Source organism: Enterococcus sp. DIV1307a, from assembly GCF_050537425.1.
Lineage (GTDB): Bacteria > Bacillota > Bacilli > Lactobacillales > Enterococcaceae > Enterococcus > Enterococcus faecalis.
In genome coordinates, this window is the sequence record NZ_CP172914.1 from 2,002,745 (window position 1) to 2,019,720 (window position 16,976).

General features: G+C 36.8%; 16 protein-coding genes and 1 other annotated feature. Of the genes, 5 read left to right on the top strand and 11 right to left on the bottom strand.

The window, feature by feature from the left end; genetic code table 11:
* Positions 1 to 144 precede the first annotated feature (144 nt).
* From argS to IGL90_RS09730, 6 genes are all read right to left on the bottom strand, one after another.
* Positions 145 to 1,836: an arginine--tRNA ligase gene (gene argS, locus IGL90_RS09705; protein WP_002367081.1), complete on the bottom strand. Its 1,692-nt coding sequence runs from the start codon at positions 1,834 to 1,836 to the stop codon at positions 145 to 147.
* Between the two features lie 72 nt (positions 1,837 to 1,908).
* Positions 1,909 to 2,112: a binding site (T-box leader), on the bottom strand.
* A gap of 42 nt (positions 2,113 to 2,154) precedes the next feature.
* Positions 2,155 to 3,201: a tRNA (adenosine(37)-N6)-threonylcarbamoyltransferase complex transferase subunit TsaD gene (gene tsaD / locus IGL90_RS09710; protein ID WP_002398021.1), complete on the bottom strand. Its 1,047-nt coding sequence runs from the start codon at positions 3,199 to 3,201 to the stop codon at positions 2,155 to 2,157.
* Positions 3,198 to 3,662 carry a ribosomal protein S18-alanine N-acetyltransferase gene (rimI, locus tag IGL90_RS09715; protein WP_002356662.1) on the bottom strand — a complete coding sequence of 155 codons (465 nt, stop codon included), beginning with the start codon at positions 3,660 to 3,662 and terminating at the stop codon, positions 3,198 to 3,200. Before rimI (IGL90_RS09715) ends, tsaD begins: the two co-directional genes overlap by 4 nt.
* A gap of 7 nt (positions 3,663 to 3,669) precedes the next feature.
* Positions 3,670 to 4,224 carry a ribosomal protein S18-alanine N-acetyltransferase gene (gene rimI / locus IGL90_RS09720; protein WP_002387121.1) on the bottom strand — a complete coding sequence of 185 codons (555 nt, stop codon included), beginning with the start codon at positions 4,222 to 4,224 and terminating at the stop codon, positions 3,670 to 3,672.
* Positions 4,196 to 4,915: a tRNA (adenosine(37)-N6)-threonylcarbamoyltransferase complex dimerization subunit type 1 TsaB gene (tsaB, locus tag IGL90_RS09725; RefSeq protein WP_010717099.1), complete on the bottom strand. Its 720-nt coding sequence runs from the start codon at positions 4,913 to 4,915 to the stop codon at positions 4,196 to 4,198. The genes rimI (IGL90_RS09720) and tsaB overlap by 29 nt, the downstream gene beginning before the upstream one ends.
* Positions 4,916 to 5,030: 115 nt before the next feature.
* Entirely contained in the window at positions 5,031 to 7,073 is a 2,043-nt protein-coding gene (locus tag IGL90_RS09730; protein ID WP_002356658.1) for a penicillin-binding transpeptidase domain-containing protein, read from the bottom strand.
* Positions 7,074 to 7,280: 207 nt separating this feature from the next.
* Here IGL90_RS09730 and IGL90_RS09735 point away from each other — a divergent pair, with 207 nt between their 5' ends.
* The 5 genes from IGL90_RS09735 (at position 7,281) to IGL90_RS09755 (ending at position 12,522) form a co-directional block, all read left to right on the top strand.
* Positions 7,281 to 8,513: an SPFH domain-containing protein gene (locus tag IGL90_RS09735; RefSeq protein ID WP_002356656.1), complete on the top strand. Its 1,233-nt coding sequence runs from the start codon at positions 7,281 to 7,283 to the stop codon at positions 8,511 to 8,513.
* A gap of 103 nt (positions 8,514 to 8,616) precedes the next feature.
* Positions 8,617 to 9,762: a hypothetical protein gene (locus IGL90_RS09740; RefSeq protein WP_002356655.1), complete on the top strand. Its 1,146-nt coding sequence runs from the start codon at positions 8,617 to 8,619 to the stop codon at positions 9,760 to 9,762.
* Positions 9,759 to 10,568: a TPM domain-containing protein gene (locus IGL90_RS09745; protein WP_010777848.1), complete on the top strand. Its 810-nt coding sequence runs from the start codon at positions 9,759 to 9,761 to the stop codon at positions 10,566 to 10,568. The genes IGL90_RS09740 and IGL90_RS09745 overlap by 4 nt, the downstream gene beginning before the upstream one ends.
* 188 nt (positions 10,569 to 10,756) lie before the next feature.
* Positions 10,757 to 11,308: a DUF5067 domain-containing protein gene (locus tag IGL90_RS09750; protein ID WP_010783600.1), complete on the top strand. Its 552-nt coding sequence runs from the start codon at positions 10,757 to 10,759 to the stop codon at positions 11,306 to 11,308.
* A gap of 101 nt (positions 11,309 to 11,409) precedes the next feature.
* Entirely contained in the window at positions 11,410 to 12,522 is a 1,113-nt protein-coding gene (locus IGL90_RS09755) for an SHOCT domain-containing protein (protein ID WP_048737965.1), read from the top strand.
* A gap of 23 nt (positions 12,523 to 12,545) precedes the next feature.
* Here the strand turns inward: IGL90_RS09755 and IGL90_RS09760 are convergent, their stop codons facing one another.
* The 5 genes from IGL90_RS09760 to IGL90_RS09780 all read right to left on the bottom strand — a co-directional run bounded on the left by IGL90_RS09760 (position 12,546) and on the right by IGL90_RS09780 (position 16,766).
* Positions 12,546 to 13,277, bottom strand: a complete 732-nt coding sequence (locus IGL90_RS09760; protein ID WP_048737964.1) for an HAD family hydrolase — start codon at positions 13,275 to 13,277, stop codon at positions 12,546 to 12,548.
* Between the two features lie 147 nt (positions 13,278 to 13,424).
* Positions 13,425 to 13,652, bottom strand: coding sequence for a hypothetical protein (locus IGL90_RS09765; RefSeq protein WP_048737963.1), 228 nt, complete (start codon positions 13,650 to 13,652; stop codon positions 13,425 to 13,427).
* Between the two features lie 87 nt (positions 13,653 to 13,739).
* Complete coding sequence (locus tag IGL90_RS09770; RefSeq protein WP_048737961.1) at positions 13,740 to 14,390, bottom strand: diphthine--ammonia ligase; 651 nt, start codon at positions 14,388 to 14,390, stop codon at positions 13,740 to 13,742.
* 763 nt (positions 14,391 to 15,153) lie between these two features.
* Positions 15,154 to 15,954, bottom strand: coding sequence for a phosphatidate cytidylyltransferase (locus tag IGL90_RS09775; RefSeq protein WP_002380622.1), 801 nt, complete (start codon positions 15,952 to 15,954; stop codon positions 15,154 to 15,156).
* Positions 15,951 to 16,766, bottom strand: coding sequence for an isoprenyl transferase (locus IGL90_RS09780; RefSeq protein ID WP_048737958.1), 816 nt, complete (start codon positions 16,764 to 16,766; stop codon positions 15,951 to 15,953). Before IGL90_RS09780 ends, IGL90_RS09775 begins: the two co-directional genes overlap by 4 nt.
* Positions 16,767 to 16,976: the final 210 nt, after the last annotated feature.

Sequence of the window (16,976 nt, forward strand, 5' to 3'; positions counted from 1 at the left end):
CCACCTTTTCTAATCCTTTTATAACTTGACTCGAGTATAGCACCCCAGCTATTTAATTACTATGAATTTCTCAATCTGTAACTTAACTTTAATATTTGCTTAATAAGTTTAGCGTTCAGCGCAGTAAAATTTTCACAAAAACTTCTACATTTCTTCTGGTGCATGTAACCCTAGTAAACGTAAATCTTCTTTTAGAACAGTAGCTACTGCATAAACTAACGCTAAGCGTGCCTCTTTTTGAGCATCTTCATCCAAAATCCGAACATGGGCATAATATTTATTGAACGCTTGTGCTAAATGAATGCTATGTTTCGCAATAACAGATGGTTCATATTTTTCAGCAGCTTGCATCACAGTTTCAGGGAATTTTTGTAACAACTTCACGACTTCCCAGCTATCCTTGTCATTTAGTGCATAACGTTGTGTAGCGTCTGGTGTAAAGTTTGCTTTACGTAAAATACTCATCGCACGAGCATGTGTATATTGAACATATGGCCCAGTTTCGCCTTCAAAACGAACAACTTCATCTAATACAAAATCGAAATTATTTAGACGATCATTTTTAAGGTCATGGAAAATAACTGCACCTACACCTACTTGTTTCGCCACTTCTTCACGATTTGCTAAGTCTGGATTTTTCTCGTTAATTTGATTTCCTGCTAAAGTAACGGCTTCATTCAATACTTCTTCTAATAAAACGATTTTCCCTTTACGTGTGGATAATTTTTTACCGCCTTGAGTAATTAAACCAAACGGAATGTGTTCCATATCATCTGACCAGTCAAACCCTAGTTCTTTCAAGACTGCTTTTAGTTGTTTGAAGTGATTGCTTTGTTCGTTACCGACTACATAAAGTGATTTGGCAAAATCATACGTCCGTTTACGGTAAAGCGCAGCAGCTAAATCCCGTGTGATATATAACGTCGCACCATCTGATTTACGAATAAGTGCTGGATTTAAATTATATTCTGTCAAATCAACAATTTCTGCACCTTGATTTTCTGTTAATAAATGTTTTTCTTCTAATAAAGTAACAATTTCATCCATTTTATCATTATAAAAGGCTTCGCCATTATAAGAATCAAATTCAACTTCTAACATGGAATAGATTTTATCAAATTCTTTTAGAGACTCGCTACGGAACCATTTCCATAATTCATTAGCTTCTTGGTCTCCTTCTTCTAATTTTTTAAACCAGGCACGTGCTTCGTCTTCTAATTCTGGTTTTTCTTCTGCTTCTTCATGAAATTGCACATATAAGCGCAATAATTCATTAATTGGTTGTTGACGAACTGCTTCTTCAGAACCCCATTTTTTATAAGCTACAATTAACTTACCAAACTGTGTACCCCAGTCACCTAAGTGGTTAATCCGAATTGGCTGATACCCAATTTTTTCTAAAATAAAGGCAATTGAATTCCCGATTACCGTAGAACGTAAGTGCCCCATAGAAATTGGTTTAGCAATGTTTGGTGAAGACATATCAATAGGAACATTGCCATTATTACCAAAGGTACTGTTTCCGTAGTTGTTTTTTTCTTTGACTACTGCGCCAATGACAGCTTGACTGACTGCTTCTTTATTCATGAAGAAGTTTAAATAAGGTCCCACCACTTCAATTTTTTCAAAATTTGTGCCATCAATTTTTTCTGCTAATTCTGCTGCAATTTGTTGTGGTGCTTTACGATAAATCTTAGCTAATGAAAAGGCTGGAAAAGCAACATCTCCATGATCAACAGATTTAGGATTTTCCAATAATTGTTCGATTTGATCCATCGTTAATTCTTCATTTAAAACATCATGTAACGCTTTTGCTACGATTTCTTTGTTGTTCATAAGAACCCTCCTGATTAATTTGTAAGTATAAAAAAACAAAAACGTCTCTGACAAAACAAAATGATTTGTTTTGTCAGAGACGAGAATTTACCCGCGGTACCACTCTAATTGTCTATACTACTTGGATAGACCTGCTTCATCGATAACGGTGATTGCCGTCTGCTTTCAGCAGAATTCTAAAAGTGCGCTTCCTCATTCCGATCACTCTTGGCTCCCACCTTCCCAAGATCGCTAAGCTGACGTTGAAATAAGTACTCTCTTTATCATCGAATGTCATTGTTAAACTGGCTTCATTATAGCAAATTTTTGTCTAGCTGGCTAGCCTTCTTCACTAATTGTCATAAAACTAACGCCAGGTTCTGCATTTAAGTTATACGAAGCAAAATGATTCTTTTCAGCTTCGATAAAGGCGGCAGCGCCAATCATCGCCGCGTTATCCCCACAAAGTTTTAATGGCGGAATAAGTAATGTCACTTCTGGTAATTGTTCACTGATTGCATGTCTCATTGCTTCTCGTAATCCCTGATTCGCAGCAACGCCCCCAGCGATTAGCAATTGCTTAACAGGATATTCTTGACAAGCACGAATGGTTTTAGTCACTAATACTTCTACCACACTCGCCTGAAAACTTGCGGCTAAATCCTTTGTAGACAGTACTTCACCACGTTGCTCTGCATTATGAACCGTGTTAATAAACGCACTTTTCAAACCACTAAAGCTAAAGTCATAGTTATCCTCTTTTAGCATCGCCCGTGGAAATTGGTAGGTATCTGTGCCTTCATGGGCCAAAACATCAATCTCTTTGCCACTAGGATAAGGCAACCCTAACACACGTCCGACTTTATCATACGCTTCACCAGCTGCATCATCGCGTGTTTCACCAACAATTTCGAAAGAGCCATCTTCTTTCATGTAGACCAATTCCGTATGTCCTCCACTAACGAGTAAGGCCATCAATGGAAATTCGAGCGGTGCCACAAAACGGGCAGCATAAATGTGTCCAGCCATATGATTGACTGGAATAAGTGGTAATTGGTGCGCCCAAGCAAATGCTTTTGCTGCAGAAAGTCCTATTAATAAAGCACCGACTAACCCAGGCCCATAGGTCACAGCAACGCCACTAAGCTCTTCTGGTGTGACTTTTGCTTCTGTTAATGCTTCTTCAATACAGATCGTCACTTGTTCAACATGATGACGACTCGCAACTTCCGGAACGACTCCGCCAAAACGTTGATGGCTCTTAATTTGCGAAGCTACGATATTGGAAAGAATTTTGTCGCCATCTTCAATGACAGCCACACTTGTTTCATCACAGCTACTTTCCACAGCTAATAATAATTTACGTTCTTTTGTAAAAATTGTCATTGGGCTTCCTTCCTTAATTTCGCACACATTACAAAGGCATTTTCTTGAGGTTCTTTATAATAATTTTTTCGAACAGCTACTTTCCGAAAACCTGTTTTCTCATAAAGTTTTTGAGCTAATGTATTCGATTCTCTGACCTCTAAGAAAATTTGTGTAATGTTACGACTTTTAACATATTCTTTAAAAGCTTTCATTAATTGACAACCAATTCCTTGGTGTTGTTTCTGACCATTCACAACAACGTGACTAATTTCTGCTTCATCTAAAATAAAATGATAGGCAATATAGCCTAACCACTGGCCATTTTCAACTAAAAAAAGATATTCGCTATTTTCCTGAGCAAAATCTTCCGCGAATTGTGTTTCTGTCCAAGGGGAGCCAGTTGTATAAGAAGAATTACTAAAACGCCATAATTCTTCACCAATATTTGCTACAGATATTTCTTTTTTTGTTACTAACATTTTTTCTTCACTCTTCTTTTAAATCAATTATCATTTCTAGTGCGTCTTCATTATTTTCGTCATAATAGCCTTTTTTCACCGTTTGTGAGACAAAGCCAATTTTTCGATACAAACGTTGGGCTTTAACATTACTCATTCGTACTTCTAGCGATAAGGTTTCACAACGATTTTTCTTGGCAAAAATTCGCGTTTCTTCTATTAAAGAACGACCTAAACCTAAGCCTTGGTATGCTGTATGGACAGCGACATTCGTAATGTGTGCATCCGTTCCTTGAATCCGACAGCCAATAAAGCCAACTGTTTTCCCGTTAATTGCCGCTAACAAATAGAGATGCGGCGCTTTTGAGCCAAGTTCTGCCATGAAAGCAGACATCGTCCAAGGAAGTTCCCCAGCATAAACTTCACGTTCAATTGCTAGTAAATCCTTAATATCTTGGTAGGTGATTTCACGCAATTGAAATTCTTGCTGGTTCATTGCAATGGTTTTAGTTATATACCGTTGCCGTCTTTTTGTAAAGTATTTTGTCACAAAATTAAAGTTTTTCCACATAGCTTTCTCCATTAGGCGTGTGTGTCTTCAACCAATTTTCTTCCGCTTCTACTTTTTTCAAATACGCAGGTAAGAACCCATGAACATTTTCAACAGGTTCAGCCACACTACCTAACGCAGCCAAAACTGCGGCATTAGGAATTTGCCATTGCGGGACATCACAAATTTCCCCATGAGGAATGATTTGAGTTATTTCTTCAGTGAATTTTTCAACATCTTCACCAACAAAAAAAAGATTTGGTTCATTTTTTAGTTGTTCTAATAACTCCCGCAGGGAAATATGTTGGTCCGGTAACTCATTTTGCCACACGCCATCGACAAACCGATAAGCACCAGCATAGACGTTTTTACGACGCGCATCAAAAAGAGGTACAATTAAACCGGTTTGTCCAACACAATTGGCAGCTAACGTTTGTAGACTGGAAATGCCTACTAGCTCTTTCTTTAAAGTATAGGCCAATGTTTTGGCAGTCGTCACGCCTAAACGTAAGCCAGTGTATGATCCAGGACCTTCTGCTACGACAAAACGATCAATTGCCGTTGGCGCCAAGTTCAATTGGCTCATCAAATAGTCAATTGCCGGCATTAATGTTAAGCTATGATTTCTTTTAACCGTTGCTGTATAACTTCCCAGAATTTTTTGATTTTCACACACAGCAATACTCAATGTTTGGTTAGATGTATCTATTGCTAAAATTCGCACACGAATCCCTTTCCTTCTACAATTTAGTCGCTTCATTGTAGCACACTTTCCTTTTTCTAAAAAGGGAAAACGAGGTTTCTTTTTAAAGAAACCTCGTTTCGTTCATTTTCTCTTTTTATTTAATGGTTGCTTCTAAGTAATCAATTAATGGTTTACTGATATCTGTTGCAGAACCATTTTCTCCTGAATTTTCAACCATAATCATTGTTAAGAATTTATTGTTACTACGATCTAACGTTAGAAGGAAACTGTTTTCTTTGCCATCTGTATCTTGTTTATCTTTTATTTCAGCTGTTCCTGTTTTAGCAGCCAATGAGAAGTTCGGATTGTACATATTATAAACATAACCTGAAGGATCTTCCACACTACCTAAAAGATCTGTGGCAATTGTATTCGCTGCGTTGGCGCTGATTACATTGTCTTTTTTCTTCGTTTCTTTGTCTAAAACTAATTTTGGATAGACTAATGTTCCATTATTTTGGAAAACACTATACATGGTAGCTTGCTGGATTGGTGAAATTAACAATTGGCCTTGACCGTAGCCCGTATCTGCTAAAAGAATTTCAGAATTAAATTTATCTTCATTTGAAATTTGAGCAGGCGTCATGGCAATTGGTAAATCTAGTTCCTCACCGAAAATGAATTTATTAAGACCCGCTCTAAATTTGTCTTCTCCCATCCGTAATGTTTGTTGGGCAAAATAAATATTATCTGAATTAACTAAAGCGGTACGCAGATTGACTGGACTTGCTTCTTTTACACGTGTCGCAAAATAGCCGCCCCAAGATTTATCTTTTTGCCATTTCAAACCATTAATTTCTAGCTCTTCATCTGGCTTCAATGTCCCTGCATCTAAACCAATGGCACCGGTAATTGTTTTAAAGGTAGAGCCTGGTGCATAGCCTGTCGCAAAACGTGCTGTGAATGGTAAATCTTTGTTGTTATTGTAAGCATCATATTCTTTTTGAGAAATGCCATTGGCCATTTTATTAGGATCATACGAAGGTGAACTAACCGTTGCTAATAAATCGCCTTTTTGAGGATCGGTAATGACCGCACTACCAGGACGTTTGTCAAATATAGCAAAAGCTTGTTGTTGTACCCCGCTGTCAATCGTTAATTTAATCGTTTGACCATCTTTTTTCTCTTTGGTTTGTAAAGCTTTTTTGACATTCTCTTTGTCATCTAAAATAACTAGTGAGCCACCATCTTGCCCTCTTAATTCTTTATCAAACGCTCGTTCTAAGCCAGTTTTACCAATTACGCCCGTACTACTTAACTCTGGATTTTTTTCAATATCTTCTGCAGTAATGGTACCCGTATACCCGATTAATTGCGCAGCTGCTTCCCCCAGCGGATAATAACGTGACTCTGTATCTTTTGTCGCAGCCCCTGTTGGTAATTCTGTCACTGGTTCAGAAGCGACCGTGATTGGTACAAAGGAGTCTGCTTGGACCCACCCTTGGCTTAACTTTTGATTGATTTCATCAACAGAAACGCCGAACTTATCACTAAAAGCTTTGATATTGGCTGTTTTTTCTGCGCCAGAACCGAGTTTGCCAGGCACTACGCCCACTTCGTCAAACACTTTGTTAATTGCTAGCCCACTACCATTACGATCGACAATTTCTCCACGTTTGGCATTATCTACTTGAATCGAAATTTTATCATTTCCTGACATATCTGGAAAAATTAAAGACGGCTTCCAAGCGATTTGGTAGGTATCGCCTTTTTTGGCGATACTTGATTGATAAGACAAATCTTTCATTTCGCCTAAAGGCGTGCTCATCGATAATTTATAGGTAAATGTGTATTGATTGTCTTTCGCCTTTTTGACTTGGACATCACTAGCTTTGACTCCTTCTGCTTGAATCCCTGAATAAATTGCTTGGTATTTTTCAACAACAGATTTAGTATCATAGCCATTTTTCTTTAAGCTAGCTTCTTGAACAACGGACGGTAACTTATCAAATTCCTGTTTTGACAATACGTTTAAAAATGTAGTAGCTGTTTTCTTCGCTTCGGCTAATTCTTGTTTGGCTTGCCATTGACTATAAGCATAATACCCGCCACCGGCAGCAGCGATTAGAACCAAGGCAGAAACACCAAGAATAAGTGGTTTTTTTGAAGATTTTTTATTACGATTGCTTCGTTCCATTCAATAATCCCCTAACTATATAATATGTCTTTTCTTCTATTATACGTAACTTTTTTTAAAATGCTTGTGTTTCACCTATACTTTTTTTAATTTCTTAATAAAGTTTGATCAATTTTTTCCATTTCATCAGGCTTTCGTTGGATTTCTCTGCATTCATTGTGTGGTATACTAGCTTTAACAATTAGTTTTTTATTAGGAGGAATGAACATGGGACTTATTAAAGCAGCAACAAGTTCAGTTGGCGGTGGCTTGGCCGATCAATGGCTAGAGGTTATTGAACCTGATAATATGGGGGACACAACCGTCATGACAAAAGGTGTTTTTGTACGTAAAGATGATAAACGTGGTTCTAATCGTAAAGGAACGGACGATGTTTTAACAGATGGTTCTGTTGTACATGTCTATCCCAACATGATGATGCTTCTTGTCGATGGTGGCAAAATCATCGATTATACTGCTGAAGAAGGCTATTATACAGTCAAAAATGATTCTGCGCCTTCAATGTTTAACGGTTCTTTAAAAGATGCGATTGCAGAGACCTTCAGTCGTTTCAAATTTGGTGGCGTAACTCCACAAAAACAACAAGTTTTTTATATTAACTTGCAAGAAATTAAAGGCATTAAATTTGGAACACCTGCGCCATTAAACTATTTTGATAATTTTTATAATGCCGAACTTTTCTTACGTGCACACGGAAATTACTCAATTAAAATTACAGATCCTTTGCTATTTTATACTAATGCGATTCCTAAAAACCAAACGCAAGTAGATATTAATGATATTAATGAACAATATTTGGCAGAGTTCATTACAGCATTGCAAGCAGCAATCAATCAAATGTCTGCTGATGGGCAACGTATTTCTTATGTTCCCTCAAAAAGTGTTGAATTAAGCAAATATATGCAAACTGCGCTTGATGAGGATTGGCGCACCAATCGCGGCATGGAAATTGTTTCTGTAGCAGTTGCGAGCATTTCTTATACAGATGATTCAACAAAATTAATCAACATGCGAAATGAAGGTGCTATGCTCAGCGATCCAGGTGTTCGCGAAGGCTATGTTCAAGGTTCCTTGGCTCGTGGTATGGAGGCTGCTGGTAAAAATGAAGGTGGCGCTATGAGCGGCTTTATGGGCGTTGGTATGGGCATGAATGCGAATGGCAACTACTTTGCGCAAGCGTCTCAAACAAACCAACAACAAATGCAAGAAAAACAAAACCAGCAAAACGCACAAGGGGCTACAGACACTTGGACTTGCCCACAATGTGGGACTGAAAACACTGGGAAGTTTTGTTCAAACTGTGGTACACCAAAACCAACAAACGAGAAACCAAAATTAGAAATGAAATGTAGTGAATGTAGCGAAATTGTTGACTTAAGTAATGGTATTCCTAAGTTCTGTCCACATTGTGGTAAACCATTCCAAGGGGTTCCTTTATAAGCAAGTAGTGAACAATTAAAGAAAAGGGTCAGGCACAAGTCTACCCTTTTTCTTTGAATCAGATTCCTGTTATTTACTCACTCTATTAGAAAGGACGGTTGCAATGGAAACAACATTTACCCATAAATGCCCCAACTGTGGCGGCCCGCTCTTATTTAATCCCAAAGATCAAAAATTTCATTGTGAATATTGTTTAAATATTTACACGGAAGAAGAAGTGACTCGTTATGAGCAACAGCAACATGAGGCGCATTTAGAGAATCCCTCAACAACGACTGCCGAGGAAAATTTGACTTTCACGGCGGAAGAAGAATCCTCCGCTACGCAACAAACAGAGACCACTGAGAATGAAGCAGCTGCAGATGCAGGCACAATGGAAATTTTTAATTGTCCAAGCTGTGGCGCTCAAATTGTCACCGATGCAACAACAGCAGCCACATACTGTTATTATTGCCATAATCCAGTTGTCTTGGCTGGTCGATTAAGTGGCGAATTTTTACCAGAAAACGTCTTACCCTTTACAATTGAAAAAGACGAAGCGATTGAAAAATTTCTCGCTTGGACCAAGAAAAAATGGTTCATTCCCCGAGATTTTTTCAGCAAAAATCAAATCGATAAATTAACTGGGGTTTACTTCCCCTATTGGGTCGTTGATGCAGAAGTCGATGGACAACTGCAAGCTACTGGCACAAGTATTCGCATTTGGCGCGTAGGTGATATTGAATACACCGAAACAAAACGTTTCAATGTGGGACGTTCAGGAAAATTATCATTTAAAGAATTAGTTAAAAATGCCTTATCAAAAAACGTCCAACAAAAAATGGTGGAAGGCGTTCAACCATTTTTAATTGATCAAGCGGTGCCTTTCAAAAGCCAATACCTAGCAGGTTTTCAAGCAGAAAAACGCGATATTGAATATGAAGCAATCAAAAAACACGTCCAACAAGAATTACAAGATTATTCGGAATCATTGTTACGGGACTCTGCTTCTGGTTATACTACGTTGACAAATGTTCGCACGGATATTTCTCTAAACCAAGAAAATAATCACTATATGCTTTTGCCAATTTGGTTAGTCACCTATCGCAGTCAGGAACAATCAAAAAAAGTTTATTATTATGCCATGAATGGACAAACAGGTAAAGTAAGCGGTGTGCTTCCAATTAGTTACACCCGTTTAGGACTAGCAACGTTAGGCATTTTCGCTGGACTCTTAGCACTCTTTTTATTAGGAGGTTATTTCCTATGAAAAAACGACTTTTACCTATTTTTTTCCTAATACTTCTTACCTTTGGCCTTGCCCTACCCGTTTCGGCGGCTGAAAATTCAATTGATGATGACGCACAATTACTGACACCTGATCAAATCAACCAACTAAAACAAGAGATACAACCTTTAGAAGAAAAAACAAAAGCCTCTGTCTTTATTGTGACCACAAATAATAATACCTATGGCGATGAACAAGAATATGCAGATCATTATCTTTTAAATAAAGTTGGCAAGGATCAAAATGCGATTCTTTTTCTCATTGATATGGACTTACGGAAAGTCTACATCTCTACTTCTGGAAACATGATTGATTATATGACGGATGCACGAATTGATGATACCTTAGATAAAGTAATGGATGGGATGAGTCAAGGAAATTATTTCGCGGCTGCTCAAACCTTTGTTCAGGAAACTCAAGCATTTGTTGATAAAGGGGTTCCTGGGGGTCACTATCGTGTGGACAGCGAAACAGGTAAAATCACTCGTTATAAAGTCATTACCCCGCTGGAAATGGTAATTGCTTTTGCTGCTGCGCTGATACTCAGTTTGGTCTTCTTAGGCATTAATATTTCTAAATATCAATTAAAATTTTCAAGTTATCAATATCCCTTTAGGGAAAAAACAACTTTAAACTTAACCTCCCGCACAGATCAGTTAACCAACTCTTTCATCACTACGCGTCGTATTCCTAAAAACAATGGCGGCAGTGGCGGAATGGGCGGTGGTGGCAGCACCACCCACTCAACTGGCGGCGGCACATTCGGTGGCGGCGGTCGAAGTTTTTAGATTTTTTATCTTTTTTAATTATTTGATAAAATAAGTATACTGTGATGTGTTATTTTTACACATGGCGGTATACTTATTTTCATTTAAACTAAGTGATTTGTAGTCCAAAGTTATTTAATTGGGGATTGTTTTCAACTATTTAGTAAGCGCTACAAATCATTAACTAAACTATGGGAGGGAAAGTGAAAATGAAAAAATTTTCTATGTTAGGATTAGTTTTAATTAGTACTCTGATTTTAGGTGCATGTGGTTCTGGAACAAACAACACTAATAAAACTAAAAAAACCTCAAGTACTGCTACCGCAACAACTGAAACAAAAGCTAAAGAAGATAAAGGGACTTATAAAGATCGAACATTGACTGTTCCTGATGGTGTATTAAAAATCACCGAATTCCAAAAAGGTACAAGTTTCGATGGTAAACCAATCTTTTATGTACTATTTGATTTGACTAATAACACTAAGGAAGCACAAGATGTACAAATGTTATACTCTAGTTTTGTTAGCGTATCACAAAATACCGGCGATACAACAGAAGATTTAACTTATGGAATTGTTAATGATTCTCCGATTAAAGATAGAATTGACATGTTAAATAAAAAAGTTAATCCTGGCGCAACTGTCCAAGCAGCATACCCTTATGAATTTGCTGATGAAACAAAACCTGTAACTTTTACTTTCAGAGACAGTATGTTCAGCATGGGAGATCCTATCGCTGTTGAAGAAATTACAATTAAATAGTCTGTAAGCAAGTAGGCACTTAGTTCTACTTGCTTTTTTGGTTTGTTCTTCATAGAGTTGAATGGTAAAATTAATTTATCTTAACAAAAAGGAGTCATCCCATGAAAAGTATGTGCGAACTGTGTGATCTAAATCCTGGTAAAATCATCACCTTTGATAATCACGGTATCTGTAAACATTGTGCAGAACATTTAGAGTTAAAACCAAAAGAAATTAAAGATCGAACAATGGAAAGTATTATAAAACGTCAAGAAGAAATTATAAAAAAGGATCAAGCAATGCAAGCAAAGGGAAATTTATGTTATCTTTGCGAAGAGGAAACTGGCAAGTACTTTACGAGTGATTTTTATCGCGTAGGAAAAAGCTGTTTAAAAAAACTTAAAGTATCCACTTGGTCCGTTGATAAAAAAAGTTTAGCTGATTTACAACAAATGCAAGAGTTAATAAACAAGCAGTCTGAAATCGCAAAAGCAAATGAAAAAAATGCTGAAGTTTATGGAAATCTATGTGCTCTTTGTCAGGATAATAAAGGAAAATATTTAACTTCAGATAATTACCAAATCTGTAAGAAATGTGCAGGTCAACTCGGTGTCCAGGGACAAGGATATACCCAAACTTGGACATTGACGGATTTAAGAAATGTCCAAGAAGACAACCGGCTATTCAATCCTACAACAACTATTGCTGGCTCGATTGAATTCGATGAACCTGAAAAAAATTTTCGACTGGTTGGTTCATCAAAAATTTTGCCAGTAAGCATTATCGCTGATTACAAAATTTTAGAGAAAAAAAATACCCATTTCACCGAAGAAAACGTACCTTATGATCGCGTCAGTAGTGTCTATATTTTGATTAATCTAGATGATTTGCAACGCCCAACCATCACTATTTCCTTTTTAAAGACACTTAGTGAGCAAACCACTGAATTTGATCGTCAATTAGCGATCGATAGAGCCCGTTTCAACGCTGAACGAGCCCTTTCATCATTAGACACTATTGTTCGTCGAATAAAAGAAAAAGAAATACCAACTCCTATAAAGAGTGATAAAAACCAACCGATTGAACCAAAACTATCTGATTCACAAAAAAACTCATCTAGCACTATTGAAGACGTAATGGCTGAGTTAAGAAATTTAAAAATGTTAGTTGATGAAGGAGTTCTAACAGAAGAAGAATTTCAACAAAAGAAACGGCAATTGCTTCAATTAGATTAATAAAAAAATCCTGAAAAGACTCGTCATCTTTTCAGGATTTTTTTCTTCTTGGTATTTCCCCATAATTCTTGATAAGGTATTTCATGGATATCACGAAAATAAGCTACTTCAAACTTTTCAAAATCAGTTGACTGGCAGTTGCCGGTTAAAACACCAATTCCTGCTTTACCATGACAAGTTCCCATGAAAACATCCACGAGCGAATCACCTACCATAATTACTTCTGTCGCCTTCAATTGACATGACTGACAAAAGGCTTGGAGCATGTCCGCATCTGGTTTCGGTAAGTAACGATCTCCTGTCGCAATAAAATCAAACATTTCTGTTAAACCAAGATATTCCATAATCAACATAGTCGCTGGCAAAGTATCTGAAGTTGCTAATCCAATTTTATAGTTCTTCCGTTTCAGCTCAAGAAATAACTGTTTTAAATCACCAATTGGTTCAATCTTTTTCAGATTTTTTCGTAAATAATCATAAAAAAATTGCTCTAGCCATCGACTGCTGATTCCCTGTTCGACTAATTCCTCAAATTGCGCCAATTCCTGATACAGTTCCTGATAAAGGACTTCATCAAGTAAATGTTTTTGCAAAAAACGTTGCTCCTGAATAGCTAATATCTTTTTTATTTCTGCTGAATGATGAGGGGCTAACATACTTAGTGTTTCAAAACAAGCTTTCAAACCTGCTTGCCAAAGAGTATCAAAACGAATACACGTACCATCTTTATCAAATAAAATTCCTCGATTTTCCATGAAAGAACACCTCAAAACGTTTGCTTTGCTTCCTATTTGTTTCTTCAAGTATACTAATCATTTATTTGATTTTGATATTCTTTTTGTATCATTTGTGTAAAAAAATATAAAAAAGCAACGAATTTAGAAAAATTCGTTGCTTTTTTATTAATCAATCACTTTTTTCACTTTGAATTCTTTTGTTTCAACAGATGGTTCTGTTTGATCAGCTAATTCAAATAAAATATGGGTACCATTTTCTTCATCTTCAACGATAATCAGTTTTCCTGGAATCTTTCGAGTATCTTTCGCAATTTGGGCTTCTTTAATTAATTCTTTTTGATCTCTTTTTGAAGCAAGGGCATTTCCTAAATTAAAAAAGACAGTTTCTTCCATAATTAACCACTCACTTTCTCTACTTTTCTTAAGTCAATTATAGCATATCCCTAGAAAAAGTGGCAGCTTGTGTCCTTTTACTTTCATTTAAGCATCAATAATCAAGGAATAAGCATAAGGACTTTCATAAATTCCTGAAGTATAATAATGGAGCCTCTTTTTAAATAGCGGGCCGTCAATTACCAACGTATGGTACTCCCCGTTTTCTCCGCAAATATCTAATTGATGCTCTTTAAGGTACGTGATAAATGTTTCATCTAACGGTTCTCCTAAAAATTTTATTGGAATACCTGCCTCTTTGCTGACCGTTTTGATAATTGCTGTGTACCCTTTTGCCAAGAATTCTTTGACAAGTGCTTCGCGATTTTCCTGCCAAAGAGGTAATTGTGGCTCTAGCCCAGCACTTAATGCAACTTGGCGATCCCAAGCACCATTTTTTTCAATATCTATATCACCAAAACAAACCGTTTCTGCACCCAATTTTTTAGTTTCCTGCAGTGCCTCAACCACTTTTTCTGTGTAATTTGTTTCATTGTTATGTGATATAACAAGTGGTAAATCTAACGCTTCGGCTGCTGCTTCTAAGACGGAGATTGGTATCCCGTGAAACCAAGAACGATTAATTTCATCACTTAATGTTGTCACTAACGCAACTGGCTGATTTCCTGCTTGTACCAATCGATCCATCGCCAATAAACAATCTTTACCAGAGCTATAACTTAAACAAAATTTTTTCATAAACGTTCCCTCTTTTCTCTATGACTATACCTCAAAACAATACATCCGTATACATATTTATTATTTAAGTATAACTAATACTGAATAGTTATTTAAATCAAAACATGGTATAAAATAGAGGTAAAGCAAGCTTTATTCACTTCTTTATATCTCTTTTCAACGGATGATCAGCTGGCGGAAACCAGCTGATCTTTTTTTCAAAAAACACAGCTATCTTTTGCAGTTTTCTTTTCCTCATGTTATAAAGAGATAGTAGGAAGCATTTATTCACTTCTTTACAAATCTATCTTAATCTTAGACAGTCGGCGGAAAACGGCTGTCTATTTATCTGGAAAAATTATGAACTCGTCAGCTAGTGGTCAGTTGACGAGTTTTATGTTATAATATTTAGAACACGAAAAATATTTTTAAACGAACCATTCAATTGTTTTGATGATTTTATTCAAAACTGGCGTGTCTAGAGAGATACAAGGATGTATTAGAGGTAGGGAATACATCGCTTAAATGAAAAATACTTGAATACTAGAAATAGTCTGATCCAACTTTAAAATAATAATATTGATTCGTTAGATAGCCTTCTCTTTAAAGAGAAGGCTATTGTCAATTAAAGAGTAAAACCACCGAATGTTTAAAATTAAACTTATCTCAAACATACCCTGTCAGTGTTTCACGCATTATCTCAATAAACAGCAAAAATCCAGAAGAGAGACTCTTCTGGATTTTTGCTTATTTGACGATACTTTTTTAAATTTTGTTAATCAATTTAAAATAATCCACATAAGTGCATAATTGGGAAAACAAATAATAAACTATCAAAACGATCTAAAATACCACCATGTCCTGGCAAGATGTTACCAGAGTCTTTCACGCCATAATGACGTTTGATAGAAGATTCAACCAAATCACCGAATTGCCCTACTATAGAAAATAGAACCGTCAATATGAGCATCACCGGCATCGGATAAGGAAATAGCCCTTTATTAGCTGTGAAAACTAAAAACAACGCTGCTACAACGACGGCTGATAAAATACCACCAAGTGCACCTTCTATTGTCTTGTTGGGTGAAACATCGGGCATCAATTTATGACGACCAAATCGGCGTCCAAATAGATATGCACCAATATCCGTTGCCCAGACAATGAATAAAGCAAATAACAAGACTTCAAAACCTGCGGAACGGGCACTAATAAAGTTCTGGAACCCCATCCCTACATATAAACTGACAATAACTGGAAAGCCAGCTTCTTCAATCGTATATGTATTTTTAGAAATTACCGAAGCACCTAACAACAACATTACAGTGACATAAAATAAAATGAAATTTGTTTGCATTTCCGGCAAAAAGTTTAACCATTTAATTGTCGGGATAACTAAAAAAACGGCCCCTAATGCTGATAAAACACCTTCAAAACTTAATAACGTTAATCCTTTCATACGGAATAACTCGTACACGCCGACTACTGCCAAAGCAACAGCGGCAATCTCAATTGCAAAACCACCATACCAGATAATTGGAATAAAGATGATTAATGCGACGATAGCTGTGATGACACGTTGTCTCACTGCGGATCGCTCCCTTCTGTTTCTGTAGTTTCTTTTAGACCACCAAAACGACGATTACGATTTTGGAAAGAAGCAATCGCGGTTTCTAAAGTGTCTCCTGAAAAATCAGGCCATAATGCTTTTGTAAAAAACAACTCGCTATAAGCAATTTGCCATAGCAAGAAATTACTAATTCTCTCTTCCCCACTTGTTCGAATCAACAATTCTGGATCACGAAGTTCCGTGGGTAAAAAGCCAGTCATTAAGTGATCTGCGATCGTTTCTTCTGTAATCTCATCTGCCGTATATGCTTTTTCTGAAACCTCTGCAGCAATCTGTTTCATGGCAGTTAGTAGCTCCGCACGCGCCCCATAATTCAAAGCAAAGTTCAAAACCATGCCCGTATTGTCCTTGGTTTGCTCAATGGCGCGCTTAACAGCATCTTGCGTATGGCTTGGTAGAAACTCTTGGTAGCCCATTACATTGACTTTAACATTTTCCTTAATTAATTCAGGCACGAATGTATCAAAAAAATCAACAGGCAATTGCATTAAGAAATTGACTTCATCTGTTGGTCTCTTCCAATTTTCCGTTGAAAATGCATAAAGTGTTAAAACTTTAACGCCTAAATGACTAGCATGCTTCGTTATTTTTTTGACCGTATCCATGCCTTCTTTATGTCCAGCAATTCTCGGCAGTCTTCGATTCTGTGCCCACCGGCCATTTCCGTCCATAATAATGGCAATGTGCTGCGGAATTTGGCCTTCTTTATCAAAAACGTACTGGCTTGCTTCTTCTACATATTTATTTTTTTGCGGAAAAAAACGTAACATCTTTTTCCCTCCATTCCAAAAAATCTATCTTAATTATTATAACAATAACTAATGCAAATGCCTATGCATAGTCCCTGAATTTTCCTGATAATTAAGAAATTCCTTGTAACTTTATCATTTATAATCCTTTTTTAAAAGAAAAAAACTTAGACTTGGCAAGTAAATCAACATGATGTATCTGCCTAGCTCTAAAATTTTAAATAAACAACG

Coding starts and splice junctions, on each gene's coding strand:
- IGL90_RS09780 (WP_048737958.1), bottom strand. CDS start 16,766: ATGTTACGTTTTTTTCCGCAAAAAAATAAATATGTAGAAGAAGCAAGC.
- IGL90_RS09730 (WP_002356658.1), bottom strand. CDS start 7,073: ATGGAACGAAGCAATCGTAATAAAAAATCTTCAAAAAAACCACTTATT.
- IGL90_RS09750 (WP_010783600.1), top strand. CDS start 10,757: ATGAAAAAATTTTCTATGTTAGGATTAGTTTTAATTAGTACTCTGATT.
- IGL90_RS09740 (WP_002356655.1), top strand. CDS start 8,617: ATGGAAACAACATTTACCCATAAATGCCCCAACTGTGGCGGCCCGCTC.
- IGL90_RS09765 (WP_048737963.1), bottom strand. CDS start 13,652: ATGGAAGAAACTGTCTTTTTTAATTTAGGAAATGCCCTTGCTTCAAAA.
- IGL90_RS09760 (WP_048737964.1), bottom strand. CDS start 13,277: ATGGAAAATCGAGGAATTTTATTTGATAAAGATGGTACGTGTATTCGT.
- IGL90_RS09735 (WP_002356656.1), top strand. CDS start 7,281: ATGGGACTTATTAAAGCAGCAACAAGTTCAGTTGGCGGTGGCTTGGCC.
- IGL90_RS09755 (WP_048737965.1), top strand. CDS start 11,410: ATGAAAAGTATGTGCGAACTGTGTGATCTAAATCCTGGTAAAATCATC.
- rimI (WP_002387121.1), bottom strand. CDS start 4,224: ATGGAGAAAGCTATGTGGAAAAACTTTAATTTTGTGACAAAATACTTT.
- IGL90_RS09745 (WP_010777848.1), top strand. CDS start 9,759: ATGAAAAAACGACTTTTACCTATTTTTTTCCTAATACTTCTTACCTTT.
- IGL90_RS09770 (WP_048737961.1), bottom strand. CDS start 14,390: ATGAAAAAATTTTGTTTAAGTTATAGCTCTGGTAAAGATTGTTTATTG.
- argS (WP_002367081.1), bottom strand. CDS start 1,836: ATGAACAACAAAGAAATCGTAGCAAAAGCGTTACATGATGTTTTAAAT.
- rimI (WP_002356662.1), bottom strand. CDS start 3,662: ATGTTAGTAACAAAAAAAGAAATATCTGTAGCAAATATTGGTGAAGAA.
- tsaD (WP_002398021.1), bottom strand. CDS start 3,201: ATGACAATTTTTACAAAAGAACGTAAATTATTATTAGCTGTGGAAAGT.